A 23,402-nucleotide genomic window follows, 5' to 3' on the forward strand; every position below is an offset into this window, starting at 1 on the left:
ATCGTCGGGATGCGACAGGGCGGGCCTTCCGGTCAGGCGGTCTTGCCCGACTTCAGCATGTAGCCGAAGCCGCGCTTGGTCTGGATCAGCGGCTCCGAGGAGTGCGGGTCGATCTTGCGGCGCAGGTACGAGATGTAGCTCTCGACGATGCCCGCGTCGCCGTTGAAGTCGTACTCCCACACGTGGTCGAGGATCTGCGCCTTCGACAGCACGCGGTTGGGGTTGAGCATCAGGTAGCGCAGGAGCTTGAACTCCGTCGGGCTCAGATCGATCGACACGTCGCCGACGCTGACGTCGTGGGTGTCCTGGTCCATGGTGAGCTCGCCCGTGCGGATGATGGACTCCTCGTCGGCCTGCATCGTTCGGCGCAGGATCGCCTGGATGCGGGCGACGATCTCGTCGAGGCTGAAGGGCTTGGTGACGTAGTCGTCGCCGCCGGCGTTGAGCCCCATGATCTTGTCCTCGGTCTCGTCCTTCGCGGTGAGGAAGAGGATGGGGGCGGTGTAGCCGGCGCCGCGCAGGCGCTTGGTGACGCTGAAGCCGTTCATGTCGGGCAGCATCACGTCGAGCACGATGAGGTCGGGTTCCTCCTCGAGCACGGCCGAGATCGTCTGTGCGCCGTTGGCCACGGCTCGCACCTGGAAACCGGCGAAGCGCAGGCTGGTGATGAGCAGATCGCGGATGTTCGGTTCGTCGTCGACGACGAGGATGCGAGGAGCTGTCATGTGCTCATTATCGTGACCGGACCCAGCAATGCGCTGGATATGGAACGGAAAGCCGCACCCTGGTATGGGTCAGGCGGCGGCCGCGTCGATCGTGTCGGCATCCAGGATCGTGTAGGCGTAGCCCTGTTCGGCCAGGAACCGCTGCCGGTTCTGGGCGAAATCCTGGTCGACCGTGTCGCGCGCGATGAGCGTGTAGAAGCTGGCCGTATGGTTCGACTGCTTGGGTCGCAGGAGTCGACCGAGGCGCTGCGCCTCTTCTTGCCGCGATCCGAACGAGCCCGACACCTGGATGGCGACGGAGGCCTCGGGGAGGTCGACCGAGAAGTTGGCGACCTTCGAGACCACCAGCAGCGGGATGCTGCCGTCGCGGAAGCCCTGGAACAGCTCCTCGCGCTCGGGGATCGGCGTGGCGCCCGTGATCTGCGGGGCGCCCAGGGCCTCGGCGAGCTCGTCGATCTGATCGAGGTACTGCCCGATGACCAGCACGCGTTCTCCGGGATGCCGCTGCACGAGGCGCCGCGTGACGTCGATCTTCGCGGGGGCGGTGGCCGCGAGCCGGTAACGGTCCTCGTCGGCGGCGGCGGCGTATTCGAGGCGCTCGTCGGCGGGGAGGTCGATGCGCACCTCGTAGCAGGCCGCGGGGGAGATGAACCCCTGCGCCTCGATCTCCTTCCACGGCGCGTCGAAGCGCTTCGGCCCGATGAGGCTGAAGACATCGCCCTCGCGGCCGTCCTCGCGCACGAGCGTCGCGGTGAGGCCGAGGCGGCGTCGCGCCTGCAGATCGGCGGTGAGCTTGAACACCGGCGCGGGCAGCAGGTGCACCTCGTCGTACAGCACCAGGCCCCAGTCGAGGGCGTCGAGCAGCGCGAGGTGCGCGTACTTTCCGCCGCGCTTGGCGGTGAGGATCTGGTACGTCGCGATGGTGACGGGCTTGATCTCCTTCACCTGACCGGAGTATTCGCCGATCTCCTCGGGCGTGAGGGTGGTGCGTCGCAGCAGCTCGTCGCGCCACTGTCGCGCGCTCACGGTGTTCGTGACGAGGATGAGCGTCGTCGTGCGGGTGTCGGCCATCGCGCCCGCGCCCACGAGCGTCTTGCCCGCGCCGCAGGGGAGCACCACGACGCCCGAACCGCCCTCGGAGAACGAGTCGACCGCCTGCCGCTGGTAGGGGCGCAGGTGCCAGCCGTCTTCGGCGAGGTCGATCGGGTGCGGGGTGCCGGGCGTGTAGCCGGCGAGGTCTTCGGCGGGCCAGCCGATCTTCAGCAGCTCCTGCTTGATGTGGCCGCGGGCCCACGCGTCGACGAGGAAGCTGTCGGGGCCGGGACGACCGATCAGCAGCGGGGCGATGCGCTTGTTGCGCGACACCTCGCCGAGCACGGCCGCGTCGGTGGAGCGGAGGACGAGCTCGCCCTCGTCGTTGCGCTCGATGACGAGCCGGCCGTAGCGGTTGACCGTCTCGCGGATGTCGGTGCTCACCGACGCCGGGACGGGGAAGCGCGACCACTTGTCGAGCGTCTCGAGCATCGCCTCGGCATCGTGCCCGGCCGCGCGGGCGTTCCACAGGCCGAGGCGCGTGATGCGGTACGTGTGGATGTGCTCGGGTGCGCGCTCGAGCTCGGCGAAGACTGCGAGCTCGTGCCGCGCCGTCTCCGCCTGGGGGTGCGCGACCTCCAGGAGGACGGTGCGGTCGCTCTGCACGATGAGGGGGCCGTCAGCCATAGCGTTCGAGTCTACCGGGGTCGCGGCGAGCGGGACGCCCGCGTCGGTCACTCGACGAGGGCGACTCCGTCGATGTGCGACAGCGGGAGAGTGCGTTCCACGTCGGCGCCGCGGTCGCGACCGCGCAGACGTCCGCCGCCGAGACCCGTCGCCTCCAGGCGGAACACCCGGGCCGAGCCGTCGGGCAGGCGCACGGTGACGTCGACGACCGCGCGGGCGCGCACGGCCTGATCGAGCTCGCGCTCGAGCCAGGCGGCATCCGAATCTCCCGCCCCCTCGCGCAGGCGTTCGAGCAGCGGCGCGTACGTCTCGACGGGGTCGATGCCGGGCCGGGCGTCGGCGGCGAGCTTGGCCCTCTCGAGGGTGCGCGGGCGCCCGTCGGCGTCGACGGCCAGTGCCGGGTAGTGCGCGTCGGTCAGGGCCCAGAAGACCACGTCGGCCGAGACGTGCGACACGAGTTCGCGGTCGGTGCGCGTCAAGGCGATAGAGCGCAGGGACTGGTCGACCTCCATCGAGCGCAGGAGCGTCTCATCGTCGGTGGTGACGCGGGTCATCTGCGATGCGGGATCGGAGGTCACCCGCACGCGACCGTGCTCCGCGGACGTGCGCTCGATCACGTAGGCGAGTGGTTGGGGGAGACCGGTGAGCGAGATCCCGGTGAGGAACGACCGCAGCGACTCGGCGGTCTCGCCCGCTGTGATGGCCGCACCGATGGTCGCCGCGCTGAAGCGGTAGCTCGACGCCTGCGCGCGTGATTCGCGCGCGGCCATGGACCGGAGTCGCACGTCGAGGTGCGGGGCGAGGGGGCCGGGCGCGATCGCGGTGAGATCGTTCTGCAGGTACACGCGGTCGACCTCGGGCGGCAGGAGGTCGCGCAGGGCGGCCGTGTCGACGTCGTCGCCCTCCGCGAGCGGCACGGCCCACGGGGCGAGGCGACCCGCCGCGTCGAGCAGGCCCCACCGCACCAGGCGGCGAGTCCACAGGGTGGCGCGCTCCGGACCCTCGGGATCGAACGGGGTCGCGCCCGCCCACTCGTCCGTGGGGATCCATCCGCCGTTGGAGCGGCGATACGCGCGTGGCAGGGCCTCGCGCAGGGCCAGGGCGGTGCGGTGCCAGCGCTCGAGCGTCGGCAGGCGCAGCCACTCGCGCCCGACGGGGGACACCAGCCAGGCGCGCTCGTTCGCACCGAGCAGCCCCACCTCGGCGGCGAGACCGACGAGGAGGTCGGCCTCGGCGGGCGTGGTGACGGCTCCCGAATCGACCAATCGGCGCCGCTCGGTCGCTCCGAGCGAGCCCGAACCGATGCGCCCCAGGGGTGCCTCGAGCGTCTGCAGCAGGATGTCGGCGACGCTCGCGGCGTTGGTGAAGGCGGCTTCGGAGGCGGCGGCGGCCGTCTCGGACGTGGCCGGCGCTCGTCGTGGGGTCGCGGCATCCGCGAGACCGTCGGGGAGGGCCTCGCGCGCCGCCTCAGCGACGCTGGGGAAGGGCAGTCCGTCGTCGGAGACCAGGGCTCGGGATGCCAGCGCCTCGCGCTCGGACCCGGATGCGGGCACCCCGTCGACCGCCGCCAGGAGCGCTGCCGCCTCGGCGCGCGTGAGCGCGGGTAGGGCGCGTGCCACCGAGCCGGGCTCCAGGAGCGCCTCGGCCGCGTCGAACATGTCGCGCCACGTGCTCGACGGCGAGACGTGACGGTCGGCGAACAGCTGCGCGAGGTCGCCGTCGGCGCGCGCGCTCAACGAGACCGCCAGTGCGCGTTGAGCGGAGGTCTCGGGCACGTCAACGAGCCTTGTTGGCCCGGGCCCTTCGCACGAAGCTCATGATGAGCACGGCCAGCAGACAGCCGAACGCCACGGGCGGGGCGATGAGGATCAGCAGGCTCACCACCGGCCAGAACCCGGTGGCGGTGTCGGCACCGGCCGAGGAGCCCGCGATGATCGCGAAGAAACAGACGACCGACAGCACTAGCAGCCCCAGCGACATGAACGCGAGGATGCGGTCGATGCGTCGGACGGGGACGTCGTCGCCCGGTGTGCTGCCACCGGTGGTGCGGGTGCTCATCGGGCACAGCCTATCGCCTGGCGCCGGTGTCGTAGGCTGGAAGACCGGGATCCGATCGGGTCCCGCGTTCCATCGCGCGTTCCGCGCAGACAACCAGCGAGGTGTCCATGCCCACCGGCAAGGTCAGGTTCTACGACGACGAGAAGGGCTTCGGCTTCATCAGCACCGATGACGGCCAGGACGTGTTCCTGCACGCCACGGCTCTGCCCGCCGGGACCCCCGCGCCCAAGGCCGGGACCCGTCTCGAGTTCGGCGTGGCCGACGGCAAGCGCGGTCCGCAGGCGCTTTCGGTCCGCGTCCTCGACGCACCCGTCAGCCTCGCGAAGCGGTCGCGCAAGCCGGCCGACGACATGGCGATCATCGTCGAAGACCTCGTGAAGCTCCTCGACGGCATCGGCGGCGACCTTCGTCGCGGCCGATACCCCAACGGTCCGCACGCGCAGAAGATCGCCGCGGTCCTGCGCAAGGTCGCCGATGACTTCGAAGCCTGAGCAGGTCGACGAGCGCCTCACCGGCGCCCACGACCTGGCTCTCGCCGCGCTGCACGAGATCACCCCTGCCGACACCGTCGGCCCGGCCGCCGGTTACACGGCCGAAGACGACGGCGTCGTCTCGCTGAGGTTCCACACCCGTCTGTCCGGGTACCCCGGCTGGTACTGGACGGTGGCCGTGGCGGTGGTCGAGGACTCCGAGCCGACCGTGCTCGAGGTCGAACTGCTTCCCGGCGACGGCGCGCTGCTCGCGCCCGACTGGGTGCCGTGGGCCACGCGACTGGCCGAGTACCAGGCGGCGCAGGCGGCCGCGGCGGCGGCCGACGAGGACGACGACGAGGAAGACGACGACCTCGACGACGACTCCGACGAGGACGACGACGAGTCCGACGAGGACGACGATGAGGAGCCCAAAGCGCGGTTCCACGCCGGTGACCTCGACGGTGTCGACATCGACGAGTTCGACGAGCACGCCGGCGAGGGCGATGGCTCGTCCGTGCGCGGGGCCGAGGCGTCCGACGACGCCGATCCGGCGCACGATGACGACGCCGATCCGGCGCACGATGAGGACGACGATTCGACCTACGGCGACGATGACGACGACGACGTCGATGACGACGATCGGGACGAGGGCGAGCGCAGCTACTGATCCCTCCCTGAACGACGAAGGCCGTCCCGCGGTGTGCGGGACGGCCTTCGCCGTTCGGGCGATCAGGCGCCCGGCAGGTTCGCGATCGTGTAGTCGATCGCGCCGATGAGGCGGCGGACGTCGCCGGGCTCGATCGAGACGAAGGTCGCCACGCGCAGCTGGTTGCGACCGAGCTTGCGGTACGGCTCGGTGTCGACGATGCCGTTGGCCCGCAGGCTCTTCGCGATCGCCGCGGCGTCGATCCGGTCGTCGAAGTCGATCGTGACGACGACGGGGGAGCGGTCATCGGGGCTCGTCACGAACGGGGTCGCCACGTCGCTGGCATCCGCCCACTCGTACAGCGCCGACGACGACTCCGCGGTGCGGGCGCCCGCCCACGCGAGACCGCCGTTGTCGAGGATCCAGCCGAGCTGCTCGTCGAGGAGAAGCAGCGTCGCGAGGGCCGGAGTGTTCAGGGTCTGCTGCAGGCGCGAGTTGTCGAGCGCGTTCTTCAGGCTCAGGAACTCGGGGATGTAGCGTCCGGATGCCGCGACCCGCTCGATGCGCTCGATCGCGGCCGGCGAGACCGCCGCGTACCAGAGACCGCCGTCGGAGCCGAGGTTCTTCTGCGGGGCGAAGTAGTAGACGTCCGCCTCGGCGACGTCGAAATCGATGCCCCCCGCGGCGCTGGTGGCGTCGATGACGGTGAGCGCGCCCTCGTCGCCCCGGACGCGCTGCACGGGTGCGGCGACGCCGGTCGAGGTCTCGTTGTGCGGCCAGGCGTAGACGTCGACTCCCTCGACGGCCTCCGCGATCGTGCGGGTCCCCGGCTCGGCCTTGCGAACGTCGGGGGCCTGCAGCCACGGGGCGGCCGCGGCGGAGGCGAACTTGCCGCCGAACTCGCCGAAGACCAGGTTCTGGCTGCGCGACTCGATCAGGCCGAAGGCCGCGGCATCCCAGAAGGCGGTCGACCCGCCGTTGCCGAGGATGATCTCGTAGCCGTCGGGGAGACGCAGCAGCTGCGCCAAGCGCTCGCGCGTGCTGGCGACGAGGTTCTTCACGGGGGCCTGGCGGTGCGAGGTGCCCAGGATCGACGCGCCGCGGGTGACGAGCGCCTCGAGTTGCGCGCCGCGCACCTTCGAGGGGCCGCACCCGAAGCGACCGTCGGCGGGAAGGAGATCGGCGGGAAGTTCCACGTGCGACATGGCTCGATTCTAGGGTCCCGGCTCGCCCGCGCCCGCGCTCGTGTCGGAGGGGGTCGGTAGGCTGGGAGGACTTGCCGCGCGACATCGAGGACACCCGAATGACCGACCTGATCGACACCACCGAGATGTACCTGCGCACGATCCTGGAACTCGAGGAGGAGAAGATCGTGCCCCTGCGCGCGCGTATCTCCGAGCGCCTCGGCCACTCCGGACCCACCGTGTCGCAGACGGTGGGGCGCATGGAGCGCGACGGCCTGGTCGTCGTGTCCGAGGACCGCCGACTCGAACTCACCGACGACGGTCGCCAGAAGGCGGTCGACGTCATGCGCAAGCACCGTCTGGCCGAGCGCCTGCTCAGCGACGTGATCGGTCTCGACTGGGCTTACGTGCACGACGAGGCGTGCCGGTGGGAGCACGTCATGAGCGAGCAGGTCGAGCGTCGTCTCGTCGAGCTGCTGGGTCACCCCACCGAGTCGCCCTACGGCAACCCGATCCCCGGCCTCGACCAGCTCGGCGACGCCGCCAGCTCCACCTTCGACGACGGCGTCATCGGCCTGGTGCGCAAGCTCACCGACGCCGGCGCGCCCATCTCGGGCACCATCCGTCGCCTCGCCGAACCGGCCCAGGTCGACCCCGAGCTGCTGCAGCAGCTGAAGGCGGCGGGTGTCCTGCCGGGCGCGCGCGGCGACTACCGCTTCAACGAGGGATACGTGCTCGTTCAGATGGAGGGTGTCGACGAGGGCCTCGAACTGCCGGTCGAGGTCGCCTCCCACATCTTCCTCGTCGCCGAGGACTGAGCCCCGTCCGGCGGCCCTCGGAAGAGGCCCGCTGCGAAGACGCTGACGATCGACCCGGAACGGTCGTCGGCAGCTGTCCGAAGCGTGACATGTTCGTTATCTTCGGGTAGCCTCTGAGAGTCCACAGGCTGGAAGCCCGCCGTCGGACCCCTCGCGGTTTGCCTCCTCGGCTCGTCGTCCGCGCAGGGCCCAGCCCGCACATCGTGCCCCCAATCGAGTGCTGACGAGCCAGCGTCACCCGAAGACGCAGAGGCGCCGGAGGAACTTTGGCTGAACACAACGATCCCGCCGCGGACCTACCCGAGGTCGCTGCGACGGGCCCCACCCGCAGAACCACCCGCACCGCCGTCGCCCGAACGACGAAGCGCCCGGTGCGGACCGCGGCCCCGACGACCGGAACGGTCGCCCGCTCCGCCGCCGCATCGCGCACCACGGCCCCGCGTCGCGGAGGCAAGCCGCTGCGCAGCGCCGTGATCCTCTCGATGGTCGCCGGCCTGGTCGCCACCGTCGCCATCCCGGCGTACGCGGCCACGGTGCCCGCCGCCGAGACGGTGACGCTGCAGCAGATGTCGGCTCCCGACAACCAGTCGCTGGTCGTCGCCTCCGACGCCACCGCCGAGGGTCTCGACCGCAGCAGCTACTCGGCCACCACCGCCGAGGAGATCCAGAAGAAGAAGGACCAGGAGGCCGCCGCGGCCGCCGCCGCCGAGCGCGCGCGCGAGCTCGCCGCCAAGGCCTCGCAGGCCTCGACCTCGGTCAGCTCGGTCGACCTCAACATGACCGCCCCCGGTTCGGGCGAGGTGCGCTGGCCCCTCACGAGCTACACCCTCGGCCGCGGCCTGTGGGATTCCGGGTACCACCAGGGCGTCGACCTGCTCGCCCCCGGCGGCCAGCCGATCTTCGCCGCCGCCGCCGGCGTCGTGAGCGTCTCGCAGGAGAGCTACGGCGGGTACGGCGTCGCGATCGTGATCGAGCACGTCATCAACGGCCAGAAGGTCTCGACGACTTACGGCCACATGACCTACGGCAGCCGCCAGGTGCAGGCGGGTCAGACCGTCGCCGCAGGTCAGCTCATCGGCCTCGTCGGCTCCACCGGCAGCTCGACGGCCAACCACCTCCACTTCGAGGTGCACATCAACGGGTCGGTCGTCGACCCGTACGCCTGGTTGCAGCAGAACGCAGGCTGATCCTCTTCTCGAAGACGGCGTGCCGGAGACGATCGTTCTCCGACACGCCGTCTTCTGTTTCCTCCCGCGCCCGACCCCGGGCGTGTCGCAGTGGGTTAGCCTGTCAGCGACGTCGGAAGAACCGGAGGGAAAGCCGATGAACACCAGCCCGCGCATCCGCACCATGGATGCGCTCGGGCTGCTCGTTCTCCGGCATCGCGGTTCCGGATGCCGCGGCCTCGCCGCGACTTCTCAGGCGCTGTCTGTCTAGACAGCGCCTTTTTTCATCCCTTCGCACCTTCCGCCGTCGAGAGTCGAACATCCGAGAAGCCGTCTCGGCCATTCGAGAGGAAACGGAATGCGCACACTGGTGCTGAACGCGGGCTACGAGCCCCTCGCGATCGTGTCGTTCAAGCGAGCCCTCGTGCTCGTGATGAACGAGAAGGCCGTCGTCGTCGAACGCATCGAGGAGGACCCCGTCTGGGCCGCCGCGGGCACGTACGACCGTCCGGCGGTGATCATCCTGACGCGGTACGTGCGCGTGCCGGGTGCGCGCCGGGTGCCGGTCACCCGCCGCGGCGTCCTGCGCCGCGACGCCCACCGCTGCGGGTACTGCGGCAAGGCCGCGTCGACGATCGACCATGTCCTGCCGCGCTCGCGCGGGGGCAAGGACACGTGGGAGAACCTCGTCGCGTGCTGCCTGCACTGCAACAACGTCAAGGGCGACCGCACTCCGCAGGAGATGCGCTGGGAGCTGCGGCTCGTGCCGGCGCCCCCGCACGGTTCGTCGTGGACGGTGCGCGGCGTCGACAAGAGCGACCCGCGGTGGGAGCCGTATCTGGCGCTGGCGGCCTGATTGCGACAACCCGGTTCCCCTGCGGTGAAGCGTCGTTAGGGTGGAATGGTGGCCCCCGAAACAGCCCGTCCCGCCTCCGCCGTGCAGCGCACCGGTCTCATGGATTCGCCGCCCGAGGAGCGGTTCGACCGCATCACCCGGCTCGCGCGCGAGTTGTTCGACGTCGACTACGCCCTCGTCAACATCGTCGGCGACGACGTCGTGTACACGAAGTCTCAGCCGCCGGGACCCCGGCTGGGTCGCTCCGCGCGTGACGACGTGTTCTGCGGCGAGACGGTGAAGCAGGACGGCATCCTCGAGGTCGACGACGCGGCCCGCGATGCGCGCTTCCGAGACCGAGCCGCGGTCACCGAGTACGGGCTCCGCTTCTACGCGGGTTTCCCCCTGCGCGCCGACGACGGCACCGCTGTGGGCACGCTCTGTCTCCTGGATGCCGACCCGCACCGTCTCGACGACGAGCAGCGCCGTTCCCTCGAACAGCTCGGACGGTGGGCGCAGGCCGAGGTTCGTCAGAGCGAGACCGCTGCCGAGGGCGAGGCCGCCGCGCTCGGCCGTACGACGCGCGCCGACGACCGGACCGCCGACGGCGTCGAGGTCGCCTCCCTCGCCATTCCGCACGGCGTCGTCAGCGGCGACCGCAGCGGCTGGCAGGAGGTCGGCGGGCGCGTGGTCGTGACCCTGGCCGACGTCATGGGCAAGGGCGAGGCGGCGGGCGCGGTGGCCGAGCGGCTGCTGGCGGCGCTGCAGGAACGCCGCGACATGACGCCCGTCGAGGCCATGCTCTCCGTCGAGGAGGAGGCCCATTCCGACGGACGCTATCGCGAGACGTTCGCGACGGTGTTCCACGCGGTGGTGGATGCCGCCTCCGGCACCGTCGACTACGTCGATGCCGGACACGGTCTGACCCTCGTGCTGCACGCCGACGGCACCTCGGAGCGCCTGACGTCGCGCAACCTCCCGCTGGGGCTGCGCCCGGCCGAGGTCGAGTGGGAGGCGGGTCGTGTCGAGGTGAGCCGAGGGGACCTGCTCGTCAGCGTCTCGGACGGCGCTCTCGACGCCTACGACTCGACCCTCGAGAGCTTGCGCCTCATCGGCGACGACCTGCGAGCCGCCGCCGACGCGCACGGCTTCTTCGACGACCTCGCCGTGCGGGTGTCGACGCACCAGGTCGACGACGATGTGACCGCCGTCGTGCTGTCGGTGCACTGACGCGTCTTCGCGTCCCCCGTCGCTTCGCCGAACCCCTCGTCGAGGCCGCGGTGGCGGCATCCGGGATCGTGCCCGGCGTCACCGCGGGATGACGGAGAAGAGGAAGCGCTTGCGGACCATGAAGAGGATGAGTCCGATCACGACGCTGTGAATGAGCGTGCCCTGCCAGAGACTGCTGCGGTCGAGCCCGGGGATGTTCGCGACGGCGAGCACGAAGAAGACGTGCACGATGAACACGTACAGGCTCGCCTGGCCGAGGGGGATCCACAGCCAGCCCATGCTCGTGGACAGTGGTTTCCAGGCGACGGTGAGCACCGCGTAGGAGCACATGATGACCAGGGGCAGGTCGATCAGGCGGCCCCACTCGAGGAAGATCCGCTGATATCCCGAATCGTAGAGCGAGCCGTACAGATCGGCGGAGAAGGGGACGGGCTCGAAGCCGTAGGTCTGTCCGGCCCAGAGGTACACCAGGAACCCCGCGTAGCCGACGACGAACACGCCCGTGCCGATCTTGCCCGGGATCGAGGTGAGGGCGCGGATGATCCGCCGACGGTAGAAGCCGATCACGAGGCCGTGGGTGAACAGCACCTGCCAGAGCGCCAAGGGGAACACCGCGTCGAACTGCGAGGGCAGGCGCAGGGCCTCGGGTGCGAGGTAGTGGAGGGCGTAGACACCCCAGCTGAGTGCCAGGACGAGCCACCACAGCTTCCTCTTGATGAGCCACATCAGCGCGGGGTACGCCAGGCTCAGCACGACGAACAGGCCCATGATGTTGAACGGCCACGGGCCCATCTCGAGCAGCAGGAACTGACGCACCGCGTACCAGGGCGGCGGGTAGTCCAGCAGTCGCTCGGCGTTGGGGTAGAGATCGTAGACGCGTCCGCTGTCGCCGGTACCGCCCTCGCCGGTGCCGCGGTCGGTGAACGTCGAGATCGCCGACGTGTCGACGAAGGGGACGAAGCCGACCGCGAAGATCAGCAGGATGACGGCCAGGGCGACCAGGTACTGCTTCCGTGCGCGTCCCCACGCGGCCAGGGCGGCAGCCCATTCGCCGCCGCGTGCGACGGCGGCCGGGAACACCATGCCCAGCACGATGCCGCTGAGCAGGACGAACAGCTCGGCGCCGGTGATCGCCCCGACCGCTTTCAGCGAGGCGTAGGCGAAGGGACTCGTCACCTCGATATGGGTGACCACCACGACCACGATGATGAAGCCGCGGATCATGTCGATGCGCAGATCGCGGCTCGCGGAGGAATCGTCGTAGCGCCATTTCGGGAAGACGCGGCCCACGATCCCGGATGCCAGGAAGGCCACGGCCAGCACCGCCGCGCTGCCGGTGATCCAGTTCATCTCGTCGTTCGGCTCGGCCCCGCCCTGGCGGACCTGCACGGTCGCGGCGGAGGCCTCCTCGGGGGTGACGACCGTGGTGACGGGGCCCCAGCGGATCAGCCCCGCGGCGTCGAGGTCGGCGCGCAGCGCCGCGGCGAGTTCGCCGTTCGCGGTCGCCCGCCAGTCGACCACCTGACCGCCCGCCTCGGCCTCCTCCCGGGCCACCTCGAGCCAGGTGATCCCGGTGAGCAACGGATGGTCGGGGAGCTCCGCGAGGACCTGCCGCCACCAGCCCTGCTTGACCGCGAGCTCGGTGTCGCCCTCGCGCGCGAAGTCGTACAGCGCCCCGGTGTCCAGCAGCATCGGCTTGTCCTCGCCGGCCGCGAAACGGTCGTAGAACGAGGAGCGTTGGCCGGTGGCGTAGCCCCAGCTCTCGTCGAAGCGCGCGGCGACCTCTCCGTCGGCGGGGGCGCTGTTCGTCTCGAGAGGGACGTCTCGGCCCGCCGCTGCCGCCGATTCGCCCTTGCCGAAGTAGTACATCGACAGTCCGACCCGGTCGACCGCGTCGGCATCCGGGAAGTACGGACCGTACGGATCGTCGGCCTCGGTGATGAGGCCGTCGCCGTCCGTGTCGAGGGTGACCCGGTCACGCGCGGTGACGTCGTCGAGGCGACCGTCGGCACGCTCGAAGGGGTATCCCGCGGCATAGGACGGGCTCCACACGGTCTCCGCCTCCGAGGAACCGGCGTGGATCGCATCAGCCACGAGCTCGAACGCGCGCACGTAGGCGGTCGGCTGCTGCCCCCACGAGACCCACGACCCGTTCATCTCGGGGGCGAAGCGCACCAGTTGCACCGCGTCGTTCTGCGAGCGGTAGCTCTCGAGCCGCGCGTTCAGCTCGGCGGCGTCGTCGTCGGTGAGATCGTCGAGGTCCACCGTCGGCTCGAGGGTCAGCACGAGGCCGGCACCCTGCCGGGCGACCTGCGTCGCGGCACGCTCCCACTCGGCGTCGGCCCGGGCATCGAGCGGATAGGACAGACGCACGCTATACATCGCCGGTTGCTCACCGAGGCGGCCGCGGTAGCCGTCCGGACCGTCGTCGCCCCAGTTGAGCTCGGGACCGAAGCGCACCCCGTCGTCGGCGGGGACCGCGGCGGCGGCCGGAGCCGCCACCGTCAGAAGGAGCGCGGCGGTGACTCCGAGCGCCGCGGCGACCCGCTGTCCGGTCCGCCTCACCGTCTCTTCGACTCCAGGGTCCACACGTTCCGGTCGCCGTCGCGTCGCAGAGCGACGTCGTCGACGGTCGCGCTGGCCAGCGCCAGGCCCCGTCCGCTGACCTCGTCCTCGTCCGCCATGCGCACGGCATCCAGATCCAGCAGCGGCGGATCCCCGTCGTCGCGGAACGTCGCGGCGAGCACCTCGGCATCCGCGAACAGCTCCAGGGTGAATCGTCGCGCCGCGGCATCCCCCCGCGAGTGCTCGACGATGTTGCCCGCGATCTCGATCACGGCCGTCTCGAAACCCAAGCGGGTCACGGCGGGCACCTCACCCACCTCGGGCCACCACTGCGCGAGCAGGTCGAACACCGCGTCCAGGCTCTCCGGGGCCACCGCCGTCTCCAGGGAGCGGCGGGCGGCGGGTTCAGTCACGGAAGGCCTCGTCGACGCTCGGGCGCGGACGCAGCACGCGATCGAGATTGGTCAGCCCGAGCACCATCGTGACCTGTTCGGAGGGAGCGGCCAGGCGCAGGTCGCCGCCCGACTGCCGAGCCGTCTTGAGGCAGGCGACGAGGGCGCCCAGGCCCGACGAGTCGACGAACTCGGTCTGCGAGAGGTCGACCACGACGATCTCGCCGGAACCGCGGTCGATCTCGGCGGTCACCGTCTCGCGGAAGGATTTCGCGGAGACCATCGTCAGCCGGCCGCGGGGGATGACGACGGTGCCCCCGTCGCGCGTGTCGATGTCGACCTGGAGCATGTCAGTAACCCTTCGGTTGGTGGTCGGAGGCGGAGTACAGCACCGCGCGCACGATGATGCTGAAGACGGCGAGGTCGTACAGGACCCAGGCGATGTTGATCAGGGGGGCGATGCCCTCGGCCTGGCCCGCGGCGTAGCGGATCGCGACCACCCCGAGCGAGGCGACCATCGCGCCCATCACCCACAGCTGCGGTTTCACCAGATCCCACCGCGGACGGTTCTCGAGCGAGCGCGTCTTCGGCGTCACCGAGAAGCCCAGCGACCGCCCGCGGTACACGTTGTCGAACGCGCTGGTGACCGCGCGGATCCACACCGGGAACAGCGCGAGCGAGTACTGGGCGCCCCGCCAGGTCGGCCGGCCGTTGGCGACCACGAGGAACAGCACCTGGTTGATGACGAAGAAGGGGATGAAGCGCGCGAAGAAGTCGACGCTCCACGCCTGCACCGGCATGACCCCGAACGACAGGTACAGCACGGGCGCGGCGACGTAGACCAGCGCGGCGAAACCGGAAAGGTAGCTCCACATCGTGCCGAAGTACATCAGGCGCTGACCCCAACTCAGGCCCTTCTGCACGAGCGGGTTCTCGCGGAACATGACCTGCATCGTGCCCTGCGCCCAGCGCAGGCGCTGCGTCAGCATCGTGGGCAGGTCCTCGGGGGCCAGCCCCTTCGCCAGGACCTCGTCGTGATAGACCGACTTCCAGCCCAGTCCGTGCAGGCGCATCGAGGTCGCCATGTCCTCGGTGACCGAGATGGTGGCCAGCGGCATGATGGCCTGCGCCTCCTCTTCGCGGCCGACGTCGAAGGAGTCCACGAGCATGCTCACCGACTCCACCGCCGCCAGGGGCGAGAGGCTCCGCTCGCCGAGGGCGTCGAGGGCGAGGTCGTCGATCGCGGCGAGAGCGGCGGGATCGCCCGTGACGGCCGCCAGCTCGGCGAGCTCGGCACGGACGCCGGCGATGTCCTGGTCGGCGAGTTCGCGGCGCACCTCGAGGATGCGGCGCTGGAACGCGTAGGTGAGGTCGGCCAGGGCGTCCCCGCGGGCAATACCGGTCTTCAGGTCGTCGAGGGCGTCGGAGACCGCGTCGAGCGACGCCGCGATCCGCGGGTCGGAGCCGTACTCGCGGCGGGCGCGGGCCAGGACCCGACGCGAGGAGCGGATGCCGCGGTTGACCGCGAGCGTGACCTCGCCGACGTAGCGCGAGACGCCCAGCTGCATCAGCGCCTCGCGGCGGAGGATGGCGTTCGACCCGCAGAAGAAGGCCGCGTTCCAGCCGTCCTTGGACTGCTGGATCGGGCCGTAGAACAGGGGGGCCTGGCTGCCCAGGGGATCGCTCACCGGGACGTTGACGAACCACTGCGGTGTCTGGACGAGGGCGACGCGCTCGTCTTCGAACCACCCGAGGGTGCGATGGAGGATGTCGGGGGAGGGAACCTGGTCGGCATCCAGGATCAGCAGGAACTCGCCCTCGGTGACCATGAGCGCGTTGTTGAGGTTTCCGGCTTTCGCGTGCCGCGGGCGGTTCCGCCACGCCTCGGAGCGGGTGACGACCCCGATGCCTTCGGCCTCGGCGAGGGCGCGCAACTCGGGCCGGTCGCCGTCGTCGAGGATCCACGTCTCGTGCGGGTAGCGGATCGCCTTCGCGGCTCGAGCGGTGTGCATCACCAGATCGAGCGGCTCGTTGTACGTCGTCACGAGCACGTCGACGGTGACGTCGTGCTTCAGCGGGGGCGCGTCGTGGCGCTCGCGCAACCGCCACGCACCCAGACCGAACAGCAGGGAGTCGATGAGGCTGTACGTCTCGGCAAGCACCAGGGGGACGGCGATCCACCACGACTCCCAGTTCACCGAGGCGAGCCACCTCCAGGTGATGTAGTTCAACCCTGTGGCGAACGACAGGACCACGACGATGCGCACGAGCGCGAGCCGCCGCGTCCGCGCGAGCTGGCGGCGCCGAGCCTGTCGTCGCAGGTCGTCGCGACGAATCGTGGTTTCGACGATCACGTGGGGGGACCTTTCCGTCTGCTTCTCATCTTCTGGGAAAGGGCGACGGCTCGCCTCGATCCTTGACGTGCGTGTCGTCGAAGCGAGAAGGTTCGTCTCTTCGGGCCGTGTCGCTTCACGCGGATGATGGGATGGGGGCATGACACGTGCCCTCCTCGTCATCGACATGCAGCGCGGCTTCGACGACCTCGCTTTCTGGGGTCCGACCGCGAACCCCGAGTGCGAGCGCCACGTCGGCGCCCTGATCGACGCCTGGTGCCGCGACGGAGAGCCGATCGTGCTCGTGCGCCACGATTCGGCGTCTCCCGCCTCCCCGCTCCATCCGGACGCGGAGGGCAACGGCCTCGTCGAGGCGGTGGCCGCAGCCCCCGCCGCTCTCGTCGTGTCGAAGAACGTCAACTCGGCGTTCTACGGCGACCCCGACTTGCACGCCTGGTTGCAGGAGAACGGCATCCGGGAGCTGGTGATCTGCGGCATCCAGACGAACATGTGCGTCGAGACGACCGCGCGCATGGCCGGCAACCTCGGCTACGAGGTAACGGTGGTGCTGGATGCCACGCGCACCTTCGATCTGAGCGGAGAGATCGCGGGACTGGGTACCGTCACGCGCACGGCCGCCGAGCTCATGGCGAGCACCGCCGTGGTGCTGCAGCAGGGAGGTTTCGCGCGGATCGCCGCGACAGCCGATCTGATCTGAGACGGGAGCTTCGGGCCGAGCGCGCCCGTTCTGTCGCGCGATCGGGGCTTTCCACGCGATGTCGGAGGTCGATCGTATCTTCGACCCACAGGGATTGAGGTCATCGAACAGATGTTCTAACCTGTGGGAGTGAGGGCGATCGTGAGAGACCAGGTACAGGCCGTACCCGACATCCATGCGCTGCGCGATCGCCTCGAACGCATGCAGGGGCGGCGCATGGACGCCCCCGTTCTTCCGACGCACCCGGCGTTCTCGCCGTTGCTGCCCGGCGGGGGGCTGCGGTCGGGGTCGGCGTACGCACTGGCCCGTTCCGCCTCGCTCCTGCTGGCGCTCATGGCCCGTCCCTCCCAAGACGGTGCCTGGTGCGGGGTGATCGGCATGCCCGAGCTCGGAGCCGAAGCCGCCGAGAAATACGGTCTCGACCTCGACCGACTCGTGTTCATCCCCGATCCGGGCCCCCGGTGGCTGGCCGTGACGGCGACGATCACCGAGGTGCTGCCGGTGGTGGCCGTGCGACCTCCCGCCGGGTCGTCCGCCGCGCGCGGGGGCGCCGAAACCACGCGACTGGCCGCGCGCCTGCGCGATCGCGGGTCGGTGCTGCTCGTCCAGGGCGCGTGGCCGCAGGCCGAGGCGGTGATCGACGTGGCCGACCCCCGGTGGTCGGGGATCGGGCAGGGGCACGGGTATCTCGCCGGCCGCGAGCTGACCGTCTCGGTGACCAGCCGCCGTTCGCCGAACGCCCGGCGCGCCCGCATGCTGCTGCCCGCCGCCGACGGCTCGATCGAGCTGCTGGGTGCTCCCGCCGAGCGCCTGATGCCGCGCGAACGCGACGCCTTCCCCGTGCGGGCGGTGGGGTGATGCACGCTCCCACCCGCAGCCTCGTGCTGTGGTTCCCCGATTGGCCGATCACGGCGTTCCTCGCCGAGGCCGTGAGCCCGCCCCGACCGGATGCCGCGGTGGCGGTGTTCGCGAACAACGTCGTCGTCGCGTGTTCGTGGGCGGCGCGGGAGCAGGGCGTGCGCCGCGGGCAGAAGCGCCGCGATGCGCAGGCGCTGTGTCCGGGGCTGCAGGTGGTCCCGGCCGACCCGGTGCGTGACGCGCGCGCGTTCGCCCCGGTCGTCGCCCGGATCGAGGATCGTGCCCCCGGGGTGCAGGTCGTGCGGCCGGGCCTCTGCGCCCTCCGCGCACGGGGACCGGCCCGCTACTACGGCGGCGAGCTCGAGGCGGCTCGCATGCTGATCCGCCTGCTCGACGACGACGGCTTCCCGGGTGTGCGCGCGAGCGTCGCCGACGGGGTGTTCACCGCCGAGCAGGCCGCACGCACGACGCGGCCCGACGACCCCGTCCGCATCGTCGAGCCCGGTGGGGCGGCCGCCTTCCTCGCGCCCCTGTCGATCGCCACCCTCGACGACGACGAATTCGGCAGCCTGCTGTCGCGATTGGGCGTGCACACCCTGGGCGAGCTGGCGAAACTCCAGGTCGAGCGGATGCGGGAGCGGTTCGGCGAGAGAGGGGTGCGCCTGCACGCCCTTGCCGGGGGCCTCGACTCCCAACCGGTCCAGCCGCGCACGCCCCCGCCCGAGCTGCATCGCGACGTCGCGTTCGAGCCGCCGCTCGAGCTCGCCGACCAGATCGCGTTCGGCATGCGCGTCGCGGCCGAGGAGTTCATCGCCCAGCTCGGCGCGCACGACCTCGTCTGCACCGAGCTGCGAGTCGTGCTCACGGGGGAGCGGGGTGAGCGCAGCGAGCGCGTGTGGCTGCACCCCGGGTCGTTCGACGCCGCGGGGGTGGTCGACCGCGTGCGCTGGCAGCTGGCCGAAGACGCCCAGGGCATCTTCGGCAGCGGTGTCGCGGGCGTGCACATCGAGCCCGAGGCCGTCGACGCCGCGGCGCACCACGCCAAGGGGCTGTTCGGCGCCGGGCCCGACGAGCGCGTGCACCACGCCCTCTCGCGCGTGCAGGCCATGCTGGGGCACCGCGGGGTCGTGACCCCCACGATCGGGGGCGGGCGCTGGCTCGCCGAGCGCCAGGTGCTCGTGCCGTGGGGCGATCGTGCGGTCACCGAGAAGGTGCGGACGCGGCCGTGGCCGGGCAGCCTCCCCGACCCCCTGCCCGCCACCGTCTATCCCGAACCGCGTCTGGTGGGCGTCACCGACATCGCGGGGGCGCCGGTCACGGTCGGGGAACGCGACGTGCTCAGCGCTCCACCCGCCGTGCTCGAGACGGCGGGACAGCGGCGGCGCATCAGCGAATGGGCGGGACCCTGGCCGATCAACGAGCGGGGATGGGATGCCCTGCGCGCACGCAAGGCACACCGGTTCCAGGTGGTCGACGCCGATGGCGGTGCGTGGCTGCTGGTGGTGGAAGAGGGCGAGTGGCGAGCGGAGGGGCGGTATGACTGACGCGCGACACGGCCTCGGGATCGGGGTGCGCTGATGGGCTGGACCAACCCTCCCGTGAAGTGGTCGGAGCTCGAGCGCCTGCTCAGCGACGCCCGTCGTCCCACCGGCGCCCCGCCGAACGGCGACGGCGGCGACAGCCCCGCCTGGTCGCACAAGCGCGGTGCCTACGTACCACCCTCGATCGAGCGGCCGTCCGACACCGTGCCGTACGCCGAACTGCACGCGCACTCGTCGTACTCGTTCCTCGACGGTGCGTCCTCTCCCGAAGAACTCGTCGAAGAGGCCGAACGGCTGGGGCTGCACGCTCTCGCCCTCACCGACCACGACGGCTTCTACGGCATCGTGCGTTTCGCCGAGGCCGCCGAGCAGCGCGCCGTGAACACCGTCTTCGGGGCGGAGCTCTCGCTCGGGCTCACCGGCCCCCAGAACGGAGAAGCCGATCCGGGCGGCTCCCACCTGCTCGTCCTCGCCCGACGAGAAGAGGGCTATCACCGTCTCGCGGCGGCCATCACCCACGCGCAGCTCACCGGCGCCGAGAAGGGGCGACCGGTCTACGACCTCGAAGACCTCGCCGAGCGCGCCGGCGGACCGCGCGACCCGCAGTGGGCGGTGCTGACCGGATGCCGGAAGGGGGCGGTGCGTCAGGCCCTCGCCTTCGAGGGGCCGGCCGGGGCCGCGCGAGAGCTCGACACCCTCGTCGACCTGTTCGGCGCGGAGGCCGTCTACGTCGAGCTCATGGACCAGGGCGACCCCCTCGACTCCCGCCGCAACGACGTGCTCGCCGGTCTCGCCGCCGAGCGGGGCCTTCCGATCCTCGCCACCAACAACGTGCACTACGCCGCACCGCAGAAAGAGCTGCTGGCGGCCGCGGTCGCCGCCGTGCGGGCGAACCGCGGTCTCGACGAGCTCGACGGGTGGCTCCCCGCCCACGCCGGAGCGCACCTGCGCTCCGGCGTCGAGATGGCGGCGCGGTTCCGGCGGTATCCCGGAGCGGTGGCCCGCACGGTGCAACTGGCCGACGAGATCGCCTTCCCCCTGCGTCGGGCCAAACCCGCTCTGCCGAAGCAGAAGGTGCCCGAGGGGCACACCCCCATGTCGTGGCTGCGGCACCTGGTGTGGGAGGCCGTCCCGCGCAAATACCCGAACCTGTCCGACGACGACCGGCGGCGGATCGAACGCGAACTCGGCGTCATCGAGATGAAGGACTTCCCGGGGTACTTCCTCATCGTCTACGGCATCGTGGCCGAGGCCCGACGCCGCGGCATCCTGTGCCAGGGGCGTGGATCGGCGGCCAACAGCGCGGTCTGCTACCTGCTCGACATCACGGCGGTCGACTCGATCTTCTACAAGCTGCCGTTCGAGCGGTTCCTGTCGAGCCTGCGCGACGAGGAGCCCGACATCGACGTCGATTTCGACTCGGACCGCCGCGAGGAGATCATCCAGTGGGTCTACCAGGAGTATGGGCGCGAGCGGGCGGCGCAGGTGGCCAACGTCATCCAGTACCGCCCGAAGAACGCGGTGCGCGACATGGCCCGTGCGCTCGGACACTCGCCGGGCCAGCAGGACGCCTGGTCCAAACAGGTCGAGCGGTGGGGAGCGACGCTCGAGACGGGAGCCGATCACGACATCCCCGATCAGGTCATCGAGTTCGCGTCCGAGCTGTTGAAGGCGCCGCGGCATCTCGGCATCCACTCCGGGGGCATGGTGCTCACGGATCGTCCGGTGGGCGAGGTCGTGCCCATCGAGCACGCGCGCATGGAGAACCGCACGGTCATCCAGTGGGACAAAGACGACGCGGCGTGGATGGGGCTGGTCAAGTTCGACCTGCTGGGCCTCGGCATGCTCGCGGCGCTGCAGTACTGCTTCGATCTGATCCGCGATGCGACGGGCGAGGACTGGGAGCTGTCGACCCTGCCCAAAGAAGAGAAGGCGGTCTACGACATGCTGTGCCGCGCCGACTCGATCGGGGTGTTCCAAGTGGAGTCCCGCGCGCAGATGGGGCTGCTCCCGCGGCTGCAGCCGCGGAAGTTCTACGACCTCGTCGTGCAGATCGCCCTCATCCGGCCCGGGCCCATCCAGGGTGGCGCGGTGCACCCGTTCGTGCGGCGAAAACTCGGGCAGGAGGAGATCACCTACGTCCACGAGAAGCTGCGCCCGGTGCTCGAACGGACCATGGGGGTGCCGGTGTTCCAGGAGCAGCTCATGCAGATGGCCGTCGCCGTCGGCAACTGCTCCGCCGAAGACGCCGACCTGCTGCGCCGCGCCATGGGGTCGAAGCGCGGGCTGGAACGCATCGACTCGCTGCGCGAGACGCTGTACAAGGGGATGGCCGAGAACGGGCTGGTCGGCCGTGTCGCCGACGAGCTGTACGCCAAGATCCAGGCGTTCGCGAACTTCGGGTTCGCGGAATCGCACTCGCTGTCGTTCGCGCTGCTCGTGTACGCGAGCTCGTGGATCAAACTGCACTATCCCGCGGCGTTCCTCGCCGGGCTCCTGCGTGCGCAGCCCATGGGGTTCTACTCGCCCGCCACGCTCACCGCCGATGCCCGCCGGCACGGGGTGGTCGTGCGCCGGCCCGATCTGCTGCGTTCGGGCGTCGAGGCGACGCTCGAAGCGGTGGACGACGCCCCGGATCGGGCGGGAGCGCAGCGGGGGGATGCCGCCGGGCGCGGCGCGCCGACCGGACTCGACGCGTGCGCCCGAGCGGCCCAGCCGCCGACGGGGGAGTTCGACCCCTCGGAGCCCGACGAGACTCTCGCCCATCGCCGGGACGGGGGATTCGCCGTGCGGCTCGGACTCGCCGGGGTCACCGGGATCGGAACCAGGGTCGCCGAGCGCATCGTCGCCGAGCGCGAGGAGCGCGGCGCCTATCGGGACCTGCGCGACCTCGTGCGCCGTACCGGACTCGTCACCGCACAGCTCGAGGCCCTCGCCACGGCCGGAGCGTTCGACTGCCTCGGGCACACGCGCCGCGAGGCGATCTGGTTGTCGGGCTCGGCCGCCTTGGACCGCCCGGAGTTCCTCCCCGACTCCCTCGTGGCCGTGCAGCCGCCGCTGTTCACCGACCCGTCGAGCTACGAGATCCTCGCCTCCGACCTGTGGGCGACGGGTCTCTCGGCCGACGACCACCCGCTGACCCACTTCCGCGCCGCGCTCGACGCCCGCGGGGTGCTCACCTCTCGAGAGCTGCGCACGTTCGAGACGGACCGGCGCATCGAGGTGGCGGGACTCGTCACGCATCGGCAACGGCCGGCCACGGCCTCCGGGATCACGTTCCTCAACCTCGAAGACGAACACGGTCTGATGAACGTCATCTGCTCGGTGGGCGTGTGGAACAGATACCGACGGGTCGCCCGCGAATCGCCCGCGCTCATCGTGCGGGGGATGCTCGAGCGGTCGGTCGAAGGCGTGACCAACGTCGTCGCCGACGGGTTCACCGATCTGCGCGTAGGAGTCGCCCACGCGTCCCGCGACTTCCGGTGACGCCGGACGCCATCACTAGACTCGGGCCATCTCGCCCGGTTCCGCACCTGACAGGGGAAACGACATGACTGACACTCCCACCCCGCCCGACGGCTGGTATCCCGACCCCGCGGGAGGCGGCGGACTGCGCCGGTGGGACGGCGCCCGCTGGACCGACGAGCTGCGCGCGGCCGACGGGTCCGCGCCGGCGCCTGCCGAGCCCTCGCGCGAGAGCGTCGACTCCGACGCGGCGCACGACCCCGCCGTCGCCGCGCACGACCCCGCCGTCGCCGCGTACGACCCCGCCGTCGCCGCGTACGACTCCGACGTCGATCGCGGTCACGACCCCGCCGTCGCGTTCACCGCGTCCGAGCCCACCGAGTCGGCAGCCCCCGCTTCGCACGACGCTGCTGTGTCGCATGACGCCGCTGCTTCGCACGACGCCGCTGCTTCGCAGGGCGCCGCCCGCGCCGGCGACGGGCATGCTGACGCCGACTCGACGGCGCCCGAGAGCGTGTCGACGGCGGCCGCGACCGAGGGCGCGACCGAGGCCCCGCGAATCGTCGAGCCCGCGGCGACGGACGGCACCCCGAGCGCCGCGCCGGCCACCCCTCCGGCCCCGCCCACCGCCACCTCCCCGGCCGACGCCGCCCCGGCCGCCCCGACCCACGCCGCG

20 protein-coding genes are annotated in these 23,402 nt (G+C 70.9%); 11 read left to right on the plus strand and 9 right to left on the minus strand.

Annotated elements, in window-relative coordinates; genetic code table 11:
• Nucleotides 1–32: 32 nt before the first annotated feature.
• The 4 genes from Q9R20_RS11315 to Q9R20_RS11330 all read right to left on the minus strand — a co-directional run bounded on the left by Q9R20_RS11315 (nt 33) and on the right by Q9R20_RS11330 (nt 4,502).
• Nucleotides 33–725, minus strand: a complete 693-nt coding sequence (locus Q9R20_RS11315) for a response regulator transcription factor (RefSeq protein ID WP_055838218.1) — start codon at nt 723–725, stop codon at nt 33–35.
• A 69-nt stretch (nt 726–794) separates the two neighbouring features.
• Nucleotides 795–2,444: a DNA repair helicase XPB gene (locus Q9R20_RS11320; RefSeq protein WP_295837217.1), complete on the minus strand. Its 1,650-nt coding sequence runs from the start codon at nt 2,442–2,444 to the stop codon at nt 795–797.
• A 47-nt stretch (nt 2,445–2,491) separates the two neighbouring features.
• A complete protein-coding gene (locus tag Q9R20_RS11325) occupies nt 2,492–4,219 on the minus strand; it encodes a helicase-associated domain-containing protein (RefSeq protein ID WP_311249430.1) in 1,728 nt (575 codons plus the stop codon).
• Between the two features lies 1 nt (nt 4,220).
• Nucleotides 4,221–4,502, minus strand: a complete 282-nt coding sequence (locus tag Q9R20_RS11330; protein WP_311249431.1) for a multidrug ABC transporter ATPase — start codon at nt 4,500–4,502, stop codon at nt 4,221–4,223.
• A gap of 107 nt (nt 4,503–4,609) precedes the next feature.
• Here Q9R20_RS11330 and Q9R20_RS11335 point away from each other — a divergent pair, with 107 nt between their 5' ends.
• Together Q9R20_RS11335 and Q9R20_RS11340 are read left to right on the plus strand one after the other, a co-directional pair.
• Nucleotides 4,610–4,993 (plus strand): cold-shock protein, encoded by a 384-nt coding sequence (locus Q9R20_RS11335; protein WP_295781691.1) that lies wholly within the window; start codon nt 4,610–4,612, stop codon nt 4,991–4,993.
• On the plus strand, nt 4,977–5,642 hold the full coding sequence (locus Q9R20_RS11340) for a DUF3027 domain-containing protein (RefSeq protein WP_311249432.1): 666 nt from the start codon (nt 4,977–4,979) through the stop codon (nt 5,640–5,642). The genes Q9R20_RS11335 and Q9R20_RS11340 overlap by 17 nt, the downstream gene beginning before the upstream one ends.
• A 62-nt stretch (nt 5,643–5,704) precedes the next feature.
• On the opposite strand, the gene serC is transcribed toward Q9R20_RS11340, so the two are convergent.
• The gene (gene serC / locus Q9R20_RS11345) at nt 5,705–6,826 is read right to left on the minus strand and encodes a phosphoserine transaminase (protein ID WP_311249433.1); all 1,122 of its coding nucleotides are present in this window, start codon (nt 6,824–6,826) and stop codon (nt 5,705–5,707) included.
• 98 nt (nt 6,827–6,924) lie between these two features.
• On the opposite strand from serC, the gene Q9R20_RS11350 reads away from it, so the two are divergent.
• The 4 genes from Q9R20_RS11350 (at nt 6,925) to Q9R20_RS11365 (ending at nt 10,854) form a co-directional block, all read left to right on the plus strand.
• Entirely contained in the window at nt 6,925–7,623 is a 699-nt protein-coding gene (locus tag Q9R20_RS11350; RefSeq protein WP_311249434.1) for a metal-dependent transcriptional regulator, read from the plus strand.
• A 266-nt stretch (nt 7,624–7,889) separates the two neighbouring features.
• On the plus strand, nt 7,890–8,810 hold the full coding sequence (locus tag Q9R20_RS11355; protein ID WP_311249435.1) for a M23 family metallopeptidase: 921 nt from the start codon (nt 7,890–7,892) through the stop codon (nt 8,808–8,810).
• Nucleotides 8,811–9,147: 337 nt separating this feature from the next.
• Entirely contained in the window at nt 9,148–9,645 is a 498-nt protein-coding gene (locus tag Q9R20_RS11360) for an HNH endonuclease (RefSeq protein WP_311249436.1), read from the plus strand.
• A gap of 48 nt (nt 9,646–9,693) precedes the next feature.
• On the plus strand, nt 9,694–10,854 hold the full coding sequence (locus Q9R20_RS11365) for a SpoIIE family protein phosphatase (RefSeq protein WP_311249437.1): 1,161 nt from the start codon (nt 9,694–9,696) through the stop codon (nt 10,852–10,854).
• Between the two features lie 78 nt (nt 10,855–10,932).
• Here Q9R20_RS11365 and opgC read toward each other — a convergent pair whose 3' ends face one another.
• The 4 genes from opgC to Q9R20_RS11385 are packed head-to-tail and all read right to left on the minus strand — an operon-like array spanning nt 10,933 to nt 16,078.
• A complete protein-coding gene (gene opgC, locus Q9R20_RS11370) occupies nt 10,933–13,419 on the minus strand; it encodes an OpgC domain-containing protein (RefSeq protein ID WP_311249438.1) in 2,487 nt (828 codons plus the stop codon).
• Nucleotides 13,416–13,832, minus strand: a complete 417-nt coding sequence (locus Q9R20_RS11375) for an ATP-binding protein (protein WP_311249439.1) — start codon at nt 13,830–13,832, stop codon at nt 13,416–13,418. Before Q9R20_RS11375 ends, opgC begins: the two co-directional genes overlap by 4 nt.
• Nucleotides 13,825–14,160 carry an STAS domain-containing protein gene (locus tag Q9R20_RS11380; protein ID WP_311249440.1) on the minus strand — a complete coding sequence of 112 codons (336 nt, stop codon included), beginning with the start codon at nt 14,158–14,160 and terminating at the stop codon, nt 13,825–13,827. Before Q9R20_RS11380 ends, Q9R20_RS11375 begins: the two co-directional genes overlap by 8 nt.
• 1 nt (nt 14,161) lies before the next feature.
• Nucleotides 14,162–16,078: a glycosyltransferase family 2 protein gene (locus Q9R20_RS11385; protein WP_311249459.1), complete on the minus strand. Its 1,917-nt coding sequence runs from the start codon at nt 16,076–16,078 to the stop codon at nt 14,162–14,164.
• Nucleotides 16,079–16,304: 226 nt separating this feature from the next.
• On the opposite strand from Q9R20_RS11385, the gene Q9R20_RS11390 reads away from it, so the two are divergent.
• From Q9R20_RS11390 to Q9R20_RS11410, 5 genes are all read left to right on the plus strand, one after another.
• On the plus strand, nt 16,305–16,862 hold the full coding sequence (locus Q9R20_RS11390) for a cysteine hydrolase family protein (protein ID WP_311249441.1): 558 nt from the start codon (nt 16,305–16,307) through the stop codon (nt 16,860–16,862).
• 141 nt (nt 16,863–17,003) lie between these two features.
• A complete protein-coding gene (locus Q9R20_RS11395; protein ID WP_396653684.1) occupies nt 17,004–17,720 on the plus strand; it encodes a hypothetical protein in 717 nt (238 codons plus the stop codon).
• Nucleotides 17,720–19,264: a DNA polymerase Y family protein gene (locus tag Q9R20_RS11400; protein WP_311249442.1), complete on the plus strand. Its 1,545-nt coding sequence runs from the start codon at nt 17,720–17,722 to the stop codon at nt 19,262–19,264. Before Q9R20_RS11395 ends, Q9R20_RS11400 begins: the two co-directional genes overlap by 1 nt.
• Nucleotides 19,265–19,297: 33 nt before the next feature.
• Nucleotides 19,298–22,747, plus strand: a complete 3,450-nt coding sequence (locus Q9R20_RS11405) for an error-prone DNA polymerase (protein WP_311249443.1) — start codon at nt 19,298–19,300, stop codon at nt 22,745–22,747.
• 64 nt (nt 22,748–22,811) lie between these two features.
• The coding region (locus Q9R20_RS11410) for a DUF2510 domain-containing protein (protein ID WP_311249444.1) at nt 22,812–23,402 on the plus strand (591 nt) is incomplete at its 3' end.

The sequence above is a fragment of the Microbacterium sp. PRF11 genome, assembly GCF_031844085.1.
GTDB lineage: Bacteria > Actinomycetota > Actinomycetes > Actinomycetales > Microbacteriaceae > Microbacterium.